The organism is Nonomuraea sp. NPDC049400 (assembly GCF_044466425.1).
In the GTDB taxonomy this organism is placed as follows: domain Bacteria; phylum Actinomycetota; class Actinomycetes; order Streptosporangiales; family Streptosporangiaceae; genus Nonomuraea.
Genome location: NZ_JBITMP010000038.1, coordinates 74,733 through 90,115 on the forward strand (window position 1 = coordinate 74,733; position 15,383 = coordinate 90,115).

Sequence of the window (15,383 nt, forward strand, 5' to 3'; positions counted from 1 at the left end):
ACACTCGAAGGGACATCTCACGCGAGCGCCACGGTGTTGAGCAGTTCCATCTCACGGGTGGTGAAGCGGGCGTTGCTCAGCCTCGGGTCAGACCGGGCTGCAGGGATCGTTGGCTGGCCATGTCCGGTGCTCGGAGCTGGCGTGATGACGTGCTCTTGCTCGGTGTCTTGCGCGCGGCCCAGGACGGACTCCCAGTACAGTTTGCGAATCTTGGCGGCGTTGTCCACCGTGAAGTGCTGGATCGTCCGGGCCTGGGCGGCGTGTCTGCCTGTGGGAAACGCGGCCAGGTAGATCGGCTCGTCAGCGTTGGTGAGCCCGAGCGCGCCCGCTGCGCCGGCGGCAGCGAGTCCACCTGCTGTCTTCAGGAAGCCGCGACGGTTCGTCCTTTCTAAGTTCATGGACATGCAGAATTACTCCTTCGGTGCTTCAGGGGTTCTAGGAACCAGTGAGATACGGAACGGTGGCGGGGGTGGTCAGCGACCGTGGACTCGCACCTCCTTGATCTCGGCCGGGGCCTCGGGGAACACGAGTTTCACCGTGTGCAGGGCGCGGCCTCGCAGGTCGAAGGACATCCGGCGGTCGGTGGTGCCGGTGGCCACCTCCTCGGCGGCCTGGCCGTCGGAGACCTCCAGCCGGTACGGCACGGCGTCCGGCTCGCCGAGGAGCACTGTGACGGTGTCGACTCGCCATAGGCCCTCGAGGTCGACGCGGATCCAGGCGCCCGGCTGGTTCGTGGCGCTGATCCAGCCTTCGCCGGTGGAGTAGTCGGTGACCAGGTGCGCCGGGCGGTCGGCGGTCGAGCCGCTGCTGAAGACGGGCCGCTTGGCCGACAGCAGGCGTGGGGCGTCGGAGGAGGGAGGGAACGACATCGAAGGCGGGCCGGGGGACAGGCGGCGAGGCTGGCCACGCCACCGTTCCCCGCCGACGGCTTCGATGGTCAGCTCCGCCGGGGCCAGGCCGTCCGCGCTGGCCCGCAGCGTGTTAGGGCCGGCGAAGTAGGAGCGGAACTCGATCGCGCCGACCCCGTCGAGCAGGCCGCGGTTCCCGGGGGACAGGGTGATCGAGGTTCCGGTGGGGAAGATGCCGCCGCCCTCGACGACCTCGATGCGCACCGGGCGCTCGTCGGCGACGACCTGGCCCGACGCGTCGACCAGCTCCACCATGATGTGAGCGTCGTCGGTGCCGTCGGTGGCGATCGTCATGCGGTCCGCGCTCAGCCGCAGGGCGGTCGCGGTGCCCGGGAGCGGCCACGGGGGCGGTTCGACGCCCCGAAGCTCGCTGCGGTACCAGTACCAGGACCGCAGCGGGAGGCGGAAGTAGTCGATGAAGCCCATGCGGCTCATGTCGGGCACGATGCTGCCGTGGTGCATGCCGCACCAGAGCACGATGCCCGACCGCCAGGCGTGCGGGGTTTCGACGCCGTGGGCGTACCGCGGGCCGTACGTGCCGGGGCGCTCCTCGACGACGCTGCCGTACTCGGAGACCAGGTTGGGCCACGGCGGTTTGTGGTAGAGGGATGCCCCGTCGCCGTTGTAGCCAGCCACGTCGCCGAGCTCGTCGAAGCCGCGGCGCTGCGCGCCGCCCACCGCGGCCGGCCGGGTGGGGTCGAGGTCGTGCACGAGCTCGACCAGGCGCCGGGTCAGGTCCTTGGCCTGCGGGATCACCTCGTCGTCGCTGAAGAACACCTCGTTGCCGGTGCTCCAGGCGATGATGCTGGGGTGATTGCGGTTGACGCGGATCATCTCGGTCATCGCGCGAAGGCAGCTGTCCTCGAACTCCGCGCGGTCGGCCTCGTGCGGCGGGTATGCGCTGGCGGCCCAGAACCCTTCGGCGTTCTCTCCGCCGATGCCCCAGAAGCACAGCTCTGACCAGAACAGCACGCCTTGGCGGTCGCACTCTGCGGCGAACTCCTCGTGGTGGGGGTAGTGCGCGCCGCGGATGAAGTTCATGCCGCTCTCGCGGATCAGGGCGACATCGCGGCGGATGCCGCTGTGGGTCGCCGCGTCGCACCACCCGGCTCGATCTTGGTGCACGTTGGCGCCGTGGATCGGCAGGTGCTCACCGTTGAGGAAGAAGCCCCTGTCGGCGGTGAACTCGACGGTGCGCACCCCGAAGGTGGTGACGGCCTGGTCCAGGCAGCGCTCGTCCTGGACCAGGCGCTGCTCCAGCGTGTAGAGGTGTGGTGTGTCGGGATGCCACAGCCGGGCCTGAGGGAGGGTGAGCTCCTGGCGGCACGTGCTCGTGGTTCCGGCCGGCACCGACACGCTCTGGTTCAACCGCAGGACCGGCTCCCCGGCCAGGCGGATTTCGGCGGTCAGGTCGCCCTCGAAGTCCACGTCGCGGTCGTTGACCAGCTCGGTGGCCACCTCGATGACGGCGTCTCCGTCCTGCAGCCGCCGGGTGGTGACGAACGTGCCGTACCAGGCGATGCGTGTGCGCTCGGCCACGATCAGTGCGACGTCGCGGTAGATGCCCCCGTTGAAGGTGTGCTCTCCGGCGCGGGGCGCCAGCCGCGGATTCCATTCGTTGCTGACCCGTACGGCGAGCTGGTTGGCCCCGGCGCGCACGGCGGTGGAGATGTCGATCACGAAGGCCGTGTAGCCGCCGAGGTGCCGGCCCACCTGCCTGCCGTTGATGTACACCTCGGCGTCCTGGAACACGCCCTGGAACTCCAGCGCGAGATGCTTGCCGAGATCCTCGGGACGTACGTCGAGGACCCGCCGGTAGACGCCGCGGCCGACGTAGAAGCCGGTCTCCATGAAATACGGGATGCCGAAGGAGTGCGGCAGCCCGACGTCGTAGAAGTCTTCTTCGTCGAAGTCCTCGCCGACCGCGCCGGCGGGGTCGCCATAGGCGAACTTCCACGCCCTGTTGATGAGCTCCCTGCGACGGATCATGACGCGTCCGTCCCGGCCTTGATGGCGGTCAGGCGCACCTGTGGGGAGACTCGATGCGGGCGACGAGGTGTGGTGGAGGGCAAGGGCACGATGAGCAACTCTCCGAGGGGAATCACATGGAGCGCCGTGAACGTTCACGAATCTATCGTGAACGTTCACGGCATATCCGTGAAGCCTCACCGTAAAGAGCGGGCGCTCATTGTGTCAATGAATGTGCGTCAAGCGGATTCGCGCCACAGCATGCGTGGGCGCACCGTACGCCGCATGGATGGCACCGCGGCGAAGTCTGCGGCGGCCAGCGCGTCGGCGATGTCCAGCGCGTTGCTCACCAGCGCATGACGATCGATGGACATCGTCGTCAACGTCGGATGCACGGCCTCGCCCAGGGTGAGGCCGTCGATGCCGCAGATCCTCACCTGGCCGGGCACGTCGATGCCGAGCGCGTGCGAGGCCTGCACCGCACCGATCGCCATGAGGTCGTTGAAGACCAGCACCGCGTCCACATCGGGATGAGCGCCGACGAGCTGGGCGAACGCCTGGCCGCCCCCGGCCATCGATTCCTCGCCGATGACGACCATGTCCGCCGATCCGGCCCCGGCGAACTCCTCGAAGTACCCACGCCGCGGGGAAGGCACGTAGGTGGGGGAGGTGCGCAGGGAATAGGCGGAATCGATCATGCCGATGCGCCGCGCGCCCTTGCCGCGCAGGGCCGCGATCGCTTCACGCACGCCTTCGCGGATGTCGACTTCGACGGAGTGCATGCCCGGCAGGCTGCTGCTCCGCTCCAGCATCACGAGCGGGATGCCGCGGCTGGCCTTGACGAGGTCGTCGTCGTCCTGAGTGAAGTGCCCGACGAACAGGTCCACCTGGCCTGACAGCATGTCGAGCGCGCTCGCCTCGTCCTCCGTCTCCGTCGAGGCCATCACCACGTGCCAGCCGCGGTCGGCCGCGGTGTTGAGCAGGTCGCCGGCGATCTCGGTGAAGTACGGGTTACGGAAGGAGGCCACTAAATAACCCATCGCACGGGTCTTCTTCCGCACGACCAGGTTGCGGGCGAACCGGCTCGGCCGGTACCCGAGCCGCTGGCAGGCTTCCAGCACGCGCTGCTTGGTCTGTTCGTTGATCTCTCCCATGTCGTTGATGGCCCGGGTCACGGTCTGCCGGGAGACCCCGGCGGCCTGGGCCACGTCGTTGATCGTCACACGTTTCGCCATCGCCGTCCTAGGTTCGTGCCTGAACCGATGGTACTGAGGGAACGGGCACCCAACTTCGGGGAGAGCAAGCACATCCGGCACGTCGTCCGGCTGCGGCTTCTGTGGCGTGAGCCGCCTGAACCCTGACTATTGACAGGAAAACCACCGATGTTTAGGTTGTGTTTCACGCCAGAGTCGTGAACGTTCACGGTACCTGCTTCGTGAACGTTCACGACGTTGGCGCCGCTCCTGCAACCCGCGCCACGGCATCCAGGCGAGGCTGCGCCCCAGCGCTCTCCCTATCCGAGGAGTCGTTTTACCAGGTTACGGGCGAGCGTGTGAATCCTGTCCATCGTCTTCCCATGGGGCGGTAAAACGTTGTCCTCCAGTGAAGCAGACCGTAACGTCTCATCCTTCGAGCCAGGCGCAGGCCGGCTGAAACACCGTGCCAGCTCGGCCAGCAGCGCCCGCTCCCTTTCCCTCGATGGTGATTGGATGTTTCGCCTGGCTCCCAGCCTTCGGGAAATGAGCGACGGCTTCGAGAACCCTGACTTCGACGATTCCGCCTGGTCGGTGCTGCGAGTGCCAGGTTCTTGGCAGATGGCGGGCCTTCGCGACCACGAGGGCAACCTTCTTGATCACGGGCAGGCGCGGTTCGGAAGGCCCGCGTACACCAATCAGATCTACCCGTTCCCGATCGATCCGCCGCACGTCCCGGACGCCAACGCCACGGGCGAGTACCGCCGGACCTTCAAGATGGACAGGCCCGAAGGCGCGGGCTGGGTGTTGCGGTTCGAAGGCAGAAAGTGGTCATCGACATACCCGGCGACACCCCACCCCTGAACGTCGTCGACGAAAACGGCACCAGGGTGCCTCATATCGAGGCTGGCGGAGCGATTCCCGGACGCCTCCGCCTGTCCTGGAACGGCGCGCCCAAACGTCGTTACACGGCCCGCGCCTGAGCGGATCGACGGCCCGATCGGCGCGCCCATCCCTGAACTCACGTGACGATCCACCCCCGAAGGAGCCTTTCCATGACCGACCCGCAAGACACCGGGCTGAGCCGGCGCACATTACTCCAGGCCGCGGGCGCCACCGCAGCCGCGTACTCGTTGACCGGCACGATCACCGGCACCGCGAGAGCGGATGACCGGCCCGAGGTCGCCGACCGGCTGGTGGTGTCCCCCATCCCGGACGGTGTCCCGACCAACGCGAGCTTCTCCGTCAAGGCCCGCACGCCGAACGGCCAGTGGACGCCGGTACCCGTCTACCGCGCCCAGGTGAAGATCGTCAACGAGAAGACGGGTGGCGGGATCGTCAAGAATTCCTCGGTCGCCACCTTCGACTTCAGCGGCACCGTGGAGGTCGCGGTCACCTCGTCCAAGGGCGCCATCGGCAACGCGCGGATACGTCCTCTGTCGTACGGCACCCAGTACGCGGTGGACGGCGACACGGTGAGCTTCACCCTCACCGACCCGCGCAACCTCTCCATCGAGATCGACGGAGAGATCTTCGACAACCTGCAGTTGCACGCCAACCCGATCGAATCGCAGCGGCCCGAGCCCGACGACCCCGACGTCATCTACTTCGGCCCCGGTCTCCACACGGTCAGCGGCGGCGTGGTGACGGTGCCCAGCGGCAAGACGGTCTACCTGGCCGGTGGCGCCGTGGTGAAGGCCCGGGTGGAGTTCAACGGGGTCGAGAACGCCCGGCTGCTCGGCCGGGGCGTGCTGTGGAACTCGGACTACGCCGGCGCCCTCGTGGCCTTCTCCCACAACATCGAGATCGACGGCATCATGGTGCTCAATCCGCGCGCCGGCTACTCCGTCACGGTCGGCCAGTCCAAGCAGGTCGCCATCCGCAACCTCCACCACTACAGCGCCGGCCAGTGGGGCGACGGCATCGACGTGTTCTGCAGCGAGGACGTGCTGATCGAGGGCGTCTACCTGCGGACGTCCGACGACTGCATCGCCATCTACGGCCACCGCTCCAACTACTACGGCGACGTGCGGAACGTCGTCGTCCGCAACTCCACTCTCTGGGCCGACGTCGCCCACCCGGTGAACATCGCCACGCACGGCAACACCGACAAGCCGGAAATCCTCGAGAACCTGGTCTTCAGCGACATCGACATTCTCGACCACCGCGAGCCACAGATCGGTTACCAGGGCTGCTTCTCGCTCAACCCGGGCGACAGCAACCTGCTCCGCAACGTCCGCATCCAGGACGTGCGGGTGGAGGACTTCCGCTGGGGCCAGCTCATCAACATGAAGGTGATGTACAACGCCAAGTACAACACGTCCGTCGGCCGGGGCATCGACGGAGTGTACGTCCGGAACCTGAAGTACGACGGCACCCGCGCCAATATGTCGATCATCGTCGGCTACGACGCCGACCATGCCGTCAAAAACGTCACCTTCCAGAACCTGGCGATCAACGGCACGGTCATCGCCAACACGATGAGGAAGCCTGGCTGGTACCTGGAATCGGACACGGTCCCGATGTTCGTCAACGAGCACGTGCGCAACCTAAGATTCCTGGACGCCGCCGCGCCCGCGGCCACCGTCGCGCCGCAGATCACCAGCCCGGGCGAGGCCACGGCCACCGCCCGGCAGGTCTTCAACCACCTGATCACCGCGACCGCGCTGCCGACGTCGTTCAACGCCGAGGGCCTGCCGAAAGGCCTCACGGTGGACAAGAACACCGGTCTGGTCTCCGGAACTCCGCAGGTCCCCGGCACCTACACGATCACCGTCTCGGCCACGAACAACGTGGGCACGGCGACCAAGCCCCTCACCGTCACCGTCGGACACCCCGCCTGAGGACCGCGGCGAAGCGTTCGACGCGCATCGGCTGGAGCGCCTGTTCGGGTGCGGCGGCACGGGCGGTGGCTCGGTCGTCCAGAAGCCGGCGTGCGGCGTCAGCGTGAGCGCCCACGCGCTCAGGGTGCGGCGCCCGGATAACTGGTCCAGCTCGTCGGCTACCAGCGGGCAGTCTCCCGACCGCAGATCCACGATTGCGGTGTCCATAAGGTGAGCGCTAGTGGACGGAGAAGCCGCCGTCCACGAAGAGGATCTGGCCGGTGACAAAGGCGGAGGCGTCACTGGCCAGGAACACCGCCGCGCCCGCGAAGTCCTCGGGCACGCCGTTGCGGCCGGCCATGTGGCGGGCGGCGAGCGCTTCGACGCGGCCGGGGATGGCCTGGGCGGGCTCGGTGAGCGGGGTCAGCACGAAGCCGGGGATGATCGTGTTGACGCACACGCCGCCGGTCGACCAGGCCTCCGCCTGAGAGCGGGTCAGGCCGAGGACGGCGGCCTTGGCGGTGCCGTACGCGCCGCTGTCGCCGAAGGCGCTGATGGACTGCTGGGAGCCGAGATTGATGATGCGGCCCCAGCCGCGGGCGGCCATCTCCGGGCCGAAGTGCTGGCCGAGGAGGTAGGGGGCGGTGAGGTTGACGGCGATGGTGAGCTCGTAGTCGTCGACGGTGAGCTCGGCCATGGGCTTGCGGATGTTGTTGCCGGCGTCGTTGACGAGGATGTCGATGTCGCCGGCCGTGGCGCACACGCGCTGGATGTCGTCGCGGTCGGCGAGGTCGGCGCTGATCCACGAGGCGGTGACGCCGTGCTCGCGCAGCCGGGTGACGGCCTTGTCGAGCTCGCTCTCCCTGCGGGCCACCACCACGACCTCGGCCCCGGCTCTGCCGATCGCCTCGGCGATGACGTACCCGATGCCGGAGCTTCCGCCAGTCACCAGGGCGCGCCGGCCGTCGAGGGAGAACAGCTCCCGCAGATAGTCAGACATGGTCGAACAAGCTAGCATTCCCGGCTCTGCGGCTCGCCATCTGGGCCGTTTCCTCAAGAGCCGCAAGACCGTCAGCCAATCCGCGCGGGGCGCATCGTGAGCCCGGACTCGGCAAGTTCCATGAGTGAGACGGCCTGTCTGGACGGCGAGGTCAGTGCGAATGAGCCTTCTCGTGAGCCTCTTCGAGAGAAGATCCCGCCAGGAGCGCCGCGACCCCGCTGGTGAAGGTGGAGCACTCGAAGATGTCCTTGTGCGGGCAGGCCAGGCCATGGGCGATGGCGGTGCGTGCCACCTGGGCCTGGGCAATGCGTTGATCCAGCTCGGTGAGTTTGCGTCGGTAGAGCTCCCGCCAGCCGTCGCCGTCCGGCGAACGAGACGCGATGAATGCTTTGATCTCCCGCAAGGTGAAACCGACATCTCGCAGCAAGACGACCACGCCGACCAGCCCGACCGCCGATGGCGGATAACGCCGCTGGCCTGAGACCCGGGCCGGCGCCGGTAGCAGGCCGAGCTCCTCCCAGTAGCGCAGAGCGGAGGTGGCGACGCCCGTGCGGCTCGCCAGCTCACCGATCGTCAACTGCTCATCCATTTGACTTCAAGCATACTTGAAGCCGTTGACTGGCGATCATGCAGACAGCAGGTACATCTCTCAAGCAGCGCGCGCTCAGATACTTGGTGAGCCAGGCGCACCAACCCCGGGGCTTCGTCGGGTGGGCGAACGGCTGGATGTTCGCTCATCGCCCCTCCAACCGGAAGCGCAACATCTGGGCGGTGTCGTTGCTGGACGTGCAGCCCACCGACCGGGTGCTCGAGATCGGCTTCGGTCCCGGCGTCGCCATCGCCGAGTTCGCCCGCCGCGCCACCCGGGGCCACGTCTTCGGCGTCGACCACTCGCAGGCCATGGTCCGGCGGGCCGCCCGCCGCAACGCCGCCGCCGTCCGCGCCCGCCGCGTGCACCTCACGTGCGCCTCCGTGGAGCAGTTGCCGAGCTTCGGAGATCCGCTCGATGCCATCCTCGCCGTCAACTCCGCGGGGTTCTGGCCCGACCCGGTGGAGCGGCTTCGCGAGCTGCGCAGCCTGCTCCGCCCCGCGGGGCGCATTGCGCTCGTCAGCCAGCCCCGCTGCCCCGGCGCCACCCGGGACACCACGGTCCGAGCCGCCCAAGAGCTCCAAGACCTGCTCACCCAGGCCGGCTTCACCCATCTCCGGGTCGAGACCCTCGAGCTCGACCCGCCCGTCGCCTGTGTGCTTGCCAGCAATCCGACCGGCATGCCGTCATGACCGCGGACGACACACCGGCCGGCTTCCGGCACATCGTGCTGCCTGAGCCTGTCAGGCCGTTTCGGCGCTGAGGGTCTGCGCGACGGGCCGCCGGGCCGCCAGGCGTGCCGGTAGGGCGGTGAGTGCCGCTGTTGCCAGGAGGATCGCTAGTGCGGCGGCGAGCATCCAGGCGAAGGGCGGTGCGGCCGTGTTCCTGACGCTGAAGAACCAGCACAAGGCGATGCCCATGGGGATGCCGGCGATGGCGCCGGGCAGGGCGGGCAGGAGCTGGGCGGCGGACAGTCCCGCGGAGATCTGCCCGGGGGTGGCGCCGAGCGTACGTGCGACGGCCATGTTCGCCCTGGCCTCCATGGCGGTGGTCCAGGTGAACGTGATGGTGTTCACGACGGCGAGTGCGATCAGCAGGATGGTGACGGCGAGCATCAGCCGGCGGTCGTGCTCGCCCCGCAGGTTGGGCAGGGCGGAGGAGCCGTCCAGGCCGTAGCCCCGCTCCGGCTGGACGTAGAGCGTCAGCAGGGCGATGATCGCGACCACTGTGGTGGCGGTGGAGCACGCCTGCAGCACGGCGCGGCCCGGCCGGCGGGCGGTCAGCCGCAGCCCGAGCAGAAGCGGTGTGGGCAGCAGCGCGGACAGCGCGGTGAGCCAGGGCCGGTGTCGGGGCTGGTGCGCGGTGGCGGTCAGCGCCGTGACGGTCGCCGTACGCATGGCCCGCAGCGTGGGACGCAGCGAGGACAGCACCGCCACCGCCACGGCGAGTACGGTCGCCGCGGCGACGATGGCGCCGGTGAGACCGGCCGCGTCGCCGATCCGGCTGGCGGTGGGGCTGGCGATGGCGGGCACGGTCAGGCGGGCGATCACCAGCCCCAGCGCGTCGCCGGCCAGCGCCAGCGCCAGGTACTCGGTGAGCAGGACGGTGGCGATCAGAGCGGGGGCGGCGCCGACGGCCTTGAGCAGCCCGGCCCGGCGCGTCTGCTCGACGGCGCGTCCGGCGGCCAGCGCCGCCACTCCGGTGATGGCCAGGAAGCTGAGCAGCCAGCTGCCGACGACCAGGATCGGCTGGCTGTTCCTGAGGATGACCATGTCCTGTTTGGCGGTGAACTGCCAGGAGTGGAAGTTGATCCTGATGGGGGAGACGCGGTGGGCCTCGCGGAAGGCCTCGGTGGCGGCGGGGTCGCGCAGCTTGAGGTCCACGGCCGAGGTAACCGGGAGATCTTGGGACGACGCCAGTGTCCGGGCATCTGATCGGGTCATCCAGGCCAGGCCGGTGTAGTCGCTGGGGCCGCCGCCGGGGCCGATCTGCGCCGCCCAGGGGTAGATGGAGGTGGCCGCGGTCACGGCGATCCCGACGACGGGGTACGGCAGGCCGGCGATGGTGACGTGGTCGCCGACGCTGATGCCGAGCGCGGTGGCGAAGCCGCGTTCGAGGACCGTGCCGCCAGGCCGGACCCAATGACCAGAGGTCACGAGCGGCCGGTTGACCGTGCCGGGCTTGTCGGCGAAGCCGTGCACCACCACGGGGGACGAGGTGGAGTCGCGCGTGGTGAGGTCGGCGTAGACGACGCGATAGGGGCCATGGTGGGCGATCACTTCGGGGTCGTCCGCCAGCGAGGCCAGGGCCGCGGTCACGGCGGGGCCCGTGTCGCCGGACAGTGCCACCACGTCCGGCCCGGCGGTGGCCGCGCGGGTCTGCTCGTACAGCGCGTCGCTCACGCCGCGCAGGGACAGGCCCAATGCCATCGTGGCGGTGGCCACGGCGACCGCGAGCAGGAGCATCGCGGCTTGGACCTGGTGGCGGCGCACGTCAGCCAGCACCAGGCGCACGACGAGCACGATGGAGCCCATGACGTTCAGCCCTCCAGCCCGATCAGCCCGCCGAGCCCGCGCGGGTGGGAGCCGGCCAGCCGGGTGTCGTCGACGAACATCCCGTCGCGCATCGAGATCAGCCGGTCCGCGGTGGCCGCGACCCGCTCGTCGTGGGTGACGATCACGAGCGTCTGTCCCGCCGTACGCAGCTCTTCGAAGATCCTCAGCACGTCGAGGGTCGCCGCGGTGTCGAGGTTGCCGGTCGGCTCGTCGGCCATGACGACCAGCGGGTCGTTGACCAGCGCGCGGGCGACGGCGACCCGCTGTCGCTGCCCTCCCGACAGTTGCGACGGCAGGTGCCGGGCGCGCTCGGCGAGCCCGACCCGTTCCAGCAGCAGCCTCGCGCGCCGCCTGGCCTGGCGGGGCGAGCGCCCGGCCAGCAGCGCGGGCAGCTCCACGTTCTCGGCCGCCGACAACTCCTCCACCAGGTGGAAGGCCTGGAAGATGAATCCCACCGACCGGCGCCGCATGCGCGCCAGAGCTCGCTCGCTCAGCGTGTCGATGCGCCGCCCGGCCACCCACACCTGTCCATCGGTAGGCCGCTCCAGGCCGCCCAGCAGGTGCAGCAGAGTGGATTTCCCGCAGCCGCTTGGCCCCATCACCGCCAGCATCTGTCCCTGGGGCACCTCCAGGTCGACCTCGTCCACCGCGCGGACCCGGCTCTGCCCCTGGCCATGCGTCTTCATCAGGCCGCAGGCCCGGACCACGGCACTTGACACGTTCATCCACCCTCGGCTTCGTGATCGCCCTTGGACCAGGCCCGTTCACAGGCAGCCAGCCAGCGCAGGTCCGCCTGCAACCGCAGCATGACCCCTTCCAGCAGCAGGCCGGCGCCCGATCCCGCCGGCTCGGCCAGCGCCGCCTGCTGCGCCTCACGCAGGCGGCGCAGCAGCTCACGGCGCTGGGCCGCCACGAGTTCGACCGGGTCGGCCAGCCGGGTCGCGTCCGCCGCGACGAGCTTGAGATGGAACTCCGCCAGGTCCGGTTTCGGCCAGCCCACCTCGGCCAGCCAGGCGGTCACCCGTTGCTGCCCGGCCGGTGTCAGCGCGTAGACCTTGCGCTCCGGCCGCTCGGGCAGGCCGGCCGCCGGCTCGCAGACCACGAGGCCGGCTTTTTCCAGCCGGGCCAATGTCACATAGATCTGACCGGGGTTCATCGACTCGCCGAGTGGGCCGAGGCTCTCCTGCAGGCGGGCGCGTAGGTCGTACCCGTGTGAGGGTTCTTTGGCGAGCATCGCCAGCACTGCGTCTTGCACTCCACCTCCCTAACGGTTAGCCAATAGATAGCGGTTAGCCGTAAAAGGTGTCAAACGCTGTACGCCTGGCTCTCGAAGAGCGGGGTGAAGGTGTGCCCGCGACGCCTGCAGACCTGTATGGGACGGTGCGAAGAGGGCGGCTCAATCTCGGGGCAGCATTCGAAGACGCCGATGAGCTGAATCGTTTGCGCGCGGTCTCGCGCGGGGTTAAGCTCGAATGCTCCATTTTAGAAACGAGAGCTCCACACCCCTTCCGGTTAGGAGTATACCAGCCAATGGCTAATCGTCAAGATGGTCTCGCGGAAGCCCTTGACAGGGAACAGAGCACTGTGTCGTGGCTGTACGGCAGGCTCGACGTCGCCAGGGAGCGGGCGCAGGCGGCGCTGCGCGAGGCGTACGCCAGGGCAGGCGGCACCCGTCAGGCGATGGTGGAGCGCGAGGCGATGGCCGCGGCGCAGGCCAGGAGGCTGGCCCAGCTGAACGCGGTCGAGCGCGGCCTGTGCTTCGGCCGCATCGACGACGCATCGGGCGCCGGCACGTACGTCGGCAGGATCGGGCTGCGCGACGAGCAGCACGAGTCGGTCCTGATCGACTGGCGGGCCCCTGCCGCGCGGCCGTTCTACGTGGCCACGGCCACCGATCCGGGCGGGCTGGTGCGCCGCAGGCACCTGCATCTCAAGGACCGCACGGTGGTCGGCATCGACGACGAGGTGTTCGACCTGGAGCGGATGAGCGACGGCGACCGGCGCACGCTCGTGGGCGAGGCGGCGCTGCTGGCGGCGCTGCGGCGGGGCAGGACGGGCCGGATGGGTGACGTGGTGGCCACCATCCAGACCGAGCAGGACCGGGTCATCCGCTCCGCGCTGCAGGGGGCGCTGGTGGTGCAGGGCGGGCCGGGCACCGGCAAGACGGTGGCGGCGCTGCACCGGGCGGCGTACCTGCTCTACACCCACCGTGACACGCTCGAGCGGCGCGGCGTGCTGGTGGTGGGCCCCAACCCGATGTTCCTGCGCTACATCAGCCAGGTGCTGCCGGCGCTGGGGGAGACGCAGGTCGTCATGACCACGGTGGGGGAGATGTTCCCCGGGGTACGGGTGAGCGCGGCCGACACTCCGGCGGCGGCGGTGGTCAAGGGCGACGTCCGGATGGCCGAGGTGGTCGCCCGCGCGCTGGCGCTGCGCCAGGGGGTGCCGCAGGGCGACCTGGTGGTCGAGCTGGACGGGCTGAACCTGCGGGTCCCGCGGGAGACGTGCATGCGGCTGCGTGACCGGGCGCGGGCGGTGCGGCTGCCGCACAACATGTCCCGCAAGCTGTACGTCACCGAGATGCTCAAGGAGCTGGCCAGGGCCGAGGCGCGGGCGCTGGAGGAGTCGCTGCACATCGAGGAGCTGGTCATCGAGGGCGAGCCGGAGCTGTCGCAGCCGCTCGACCTGGAGGGCGACCTGGACGAGCTGGATGTGGAGCTGGCCTCGCAACGGCTGTGGGGCGAGCCGGCGGTGCGGCGGGCGCTGGATGAGTTGTGGCCGGAGCTGACGCCGCAGCGGCTGATCTCGGAGCTGCTGTCGTCGTTCGACACGCTGTGGGCGGTGGCGCCGTCGGGGATGGAGTGGCAGGAGCTGCTGCGCCCTGCGGCGGCCGGGTGGACGGTCGGGGACGTGCCGCTGCTGGACGAGGCGGCCGAACTGCTGGGCGAGGACGACTCCGCCCGCCGGGTGGCGGCGAGAAACGCCGCGCAGGAGCAGGCTTCGCAGGAGCTGTACGCGAAGGAGGTGCTGCAGGTGACAGGGGTGCTTGAGGCAGGCATCTTCGACCGGGCCGACGTGCTGGCCGAGTGGCACGCCGACGACGGGCCGGGCCTGACGACGGCCGACCGGGCGGCGGCGGAGCGGACGTGGGCGTACGGGCATGTGATCGTGGACGAGGCGCAGGAGCTGTCGCCGATGGCCTGGCGGATGATCATGCGGCGGGTGCCGGCGAAGTCGCTGACCGTGGTGGGCGACCTGGCGCAGACGGGGTCGGCGGCGGGCGCGCGCTCGTGGGGTGAGGTGCTTGACCCGCACCTGGCGGGGCGCTGGCGCGAGGAGCGGCTGCTGGTCAACTACCGCACGCCGGTGGAGATCATGGCGGTGGCCGCGGACGTGTTGCGGAGCTTCGCGCCGGACCAGGAGCCGCCGGAGTCGGTACGCGAGGGCGGCACCCGGCCGCGCGCGGTCCGCCTGCCGTTGTCCGGTCTTCCTGACCTGGTGGCGGCGGAACTGGCCGCGATCGGCGAGGGCCGGGTGGGCGTGGTCTCCTCCGACGCCCGCCACGCGGAGGTGTCCGCGCTGCTGCCTGGCGGGGATCTGGACGCGCCGGTGGTGGCGCTGACGGTGGGGCAGGCCAAGGGGCTGGAGTTCGACGCGGTCGTGGTGGTGGATCCGGCGGGCATCCTGGCGCAGTCGCCGATGGGCGGCCAGGACCTGTACGTGGCGGTGACGCGGGCGACGCGGCGGCTGACGGTGATGCACGAGGGGGACCTGCCGGAGGTGCTGTCCCGGCTGGCTACGGAATCTACAATGTAAAGGCGCCGGGGCTGTTCGGCGCCACTTTCTTACTCGTTATAGAGCTTGTCAGCGACAGCGCGCATGGTGCGGCTGATGTGGTCGAGGGAGCGCAGGGTCTCGGTGTCGAGGTGGTCGAGGATGCGGCGGAAGTGCTCGAAGCCGGCGCTCTGCAGCTCCTCGACCAGGGCGGTGCCGGCCGGGGAGAGCTCGATGCGGCGGACGCGGCGGTCGTGGGGGTCCTCGTGGCGGGTGGCCAGGCCGTGCGCGATGAGGCGGTCGACGAGGCCGGTGACGGTGCCGAGGCCGACGCCGAGGTGGTGGGCGAGCTCCTGTCCTGAGGCGGAGCCGTTGAGGGACAGGAGCATGACGACGTGGAGCTGTCGCATGGTGAGGTTGGAGGAGAACAGGGGGGATTGGTGCTGGGCGAACAGTCGTCCCAGGCCACGCTGTGTTTCGCTGATCCGGCGGATCAGGTCTTCGCGTTCGTCGCTCACACTCACCTCTCGCTTCCTGAGAAGGTTATCAGGAAAGCTCAATCTGTCTAAATATT

The 15,383-nt window shown here is 69.3% G+C and carries 13 protein-coding genes; 4 read left to right on the forward strand and 9 right to left on the reverse strand.

All coding sequences use genetic code 11. The features are described from left to right. Positions 1–17: 17 nt before the first annotated feature. From ACIBVN_RS42070 to ACIBVN_RS42080, 3 genes are all read right to left on the reverse strand, one after another. Positions 18–404 carry a twin-arginine translocation signal domain-containing protein gene (locus tag ACIBVN_RS42070; RefSeq protein ID WP_397145891.1) on the reverse strand — a complete coding sequence of 129 codons (387 nt, stop codon included), beginning with the start codon at positions 402–404 and terminating at the stop codon, positions 18–20. 69 nt (positions 405–473) lie between these two features. After that, positions 474–2,897, reverse strand: a complete 2,424-nt coding sequence (locus tag ACIBVN_RS42075) for a glycoside hydrolase family 2 TIM barrel-domain containing protein (RefSeq protein WP_397145892.1) — start codon at positions 2,895–2,897, stop codon at positions 474–476. 218 nt (positions 2,898–3,115) lie between these two features. Continuing rightward, positions 3,116–4,111: a LacI family DNA-binding transcriptional regulator gene (locus ACIBVN_RS42080; RefSeq protein WP_397145893.1), complete on the reverse strand. Its 996-nt coding sequence runs from the start codon at positions 4,109–4,111 to the stop codon at positions 3,116–3,118. 357 nt (positions 4,112–4,468) lie between these two features. Here ACIBVN_RS42080 and ACIBVN_RS42085 point away from each other — a divergent pair, with 357 nt between their 5' ends. After that, positions 4,469–4,933 carry a sugar-binding domain-containing protein gene (locus ACIBVN_RS42085; protein ID WP_397145894.1) on the forward strand — a complete coding sequence of 155 codons (465 nt, stop codon included), beginning with the start codon at positions 4,469–4,471 and terminating at the stop codon, positions 4,931–4,933. A gap of 191 nt (positions 4,934–5,124) precedes the next feature. Then, positions 5,125–6,912, forward strand: a complete 1,788-nt coding sequence (locus ACIBVN_RS42090) for a putative Ig domain-containing protein (protein WP_397145895.1) — start codon at positions 5,125–5,127, stop codon at positions 6,910–6,912. 217 nt (positions 6,913–7,129) lie between these two features. On the opposite strand, the gene ACIBVN_RS42095 is transcribed toward ACIBVN_RS42090, so the two are convergent. Both ACIBVN_RS42095 and ACIBVN_RS42100 read right to left on the reverse strand, forming a co-directional pair. Continuing rightward, positions 7,130–7,891, reverse strand: coding sequence for an SDR family NAD(P)-dependent oxidoreductase (locus ACIBVN_RS42095; RefSeq protein WP_397145896.1), 762 nt, complete (start codon positions 7,889–7,891; stop codon positions 7,130–7,132). Positions 7,892–8,042: 151 nt separating this feature from the next. After that, positions 8,043–8,468, reverse strand: a complete 426-nt coding sequence (locus tag ACIBVN_RS42100) for a MerR family transcriptional regulator (protein ID WP_397145897.1) — start codon at positions 8,466–8,468, stop codon at positions 8,043–8,045. Positions 8,469–8,518: 50 nt separating this feature from the next. Between ACIBVN_RS42100 and ACIBVN_RS42105 the strand changes: the two genes are divergently transcribed. Next, the gene (locus ACIBVN_RS42105) at positions 8,519–9,172 is read left to right on the forward strand and encodes a class I SAM-dependent methyltransferase (RefSeq protein ID WP_397145898.1); all 654 of its coding nucleotides are present in this window, start codon (positions 8,519–8,521) and stop codon (positions 9,170–9,172) included. Positions 9,173–9,223: 51 nt separating this feature from the next. On the opposite strand, the gene ACIBVN_RS42110 is transcribed toward ACIBVN_RS42105, so the two are convergent. The 3 genes from ACIBVN_RS42110 to ACIBVN_RS42120 are packed head-to-tail and all read right to left on the reverse strand — an operon-like array spanning position 9,224 to position 12,290. Beyond that, on the reverse strand, positions 9,224–11,014 hold the full coding sequence (locus tag ACIBVN_RS42110; protein ID WP_397145899.1) for an FtsX-like permease family protein: 1,791 nt from the start codon (positions 11,012–11,014) through the stop codon (positions 9,224–9,226). A 5-nt stretch (positions 11,015–11,019) separates the two neighbouring features. Continuing rightward, positions 11,020–11,760 carry an ABC transporter ATP-binding protein gene (locus tag ACIBVN_RS42115; protein WP_397145900.1) on the reverse strand — a complete coding sequence of 247 codons (741 nt, stop codon included), beginning with the start codon at positions 11,758–11,760 and terminating at the stop codon, positions 11,020–11,022. Next, the gene (locus ACIBVN_RS42120) at positions 11,757–12,290 is read right to left on the reverse strand and encodes a PadR family transcriptional regulator (protein ID WP_397145901.1); all 534 of its coding nucleotides are present in this window, start codon (positions 12,288–12,290) and stop codon (positions 11,757–11,759) included. Before ACIBVN_RS42120 ends, ACIBVN_RS42115 begins: the two co-directional genes overlap by 4 nt. Positions 12,291–12,565: 275 nt before the next feature. Between ACIBVN_RS42120 and ACIBVN_RS42125 the strand changes: the two genes are divergently transcribed. Next, a complete protein-coding gene (locus ACIBVN_RS42125; RefSeq protein ID WP_397145902.1) occupies positions 12,566–14,851 on the forward strand; it encodes a HelD family protein in 2,286 nt (761 codons plus the stop codon). Positions 14,852–14,880: 29 nt separating this feature from the next. Here the strand turns inward: ACIBVN_RS42125 and ACIBVN_RS42130 are convergent, their stop codons facing one another. Further along, a complete protein-coding gene (locus ACIBVN_RS42130; RefSeq protein ID WP_397145903.1) occupies positions 14,881–15,327 on the reverse strand; it encodes a MarR family winged helix-turn-helix transcriptional regulator in 447 nt (148 codons plus the stop codon). Positions 15,328–15,383 lie beyond the last annotated feature (56 nt).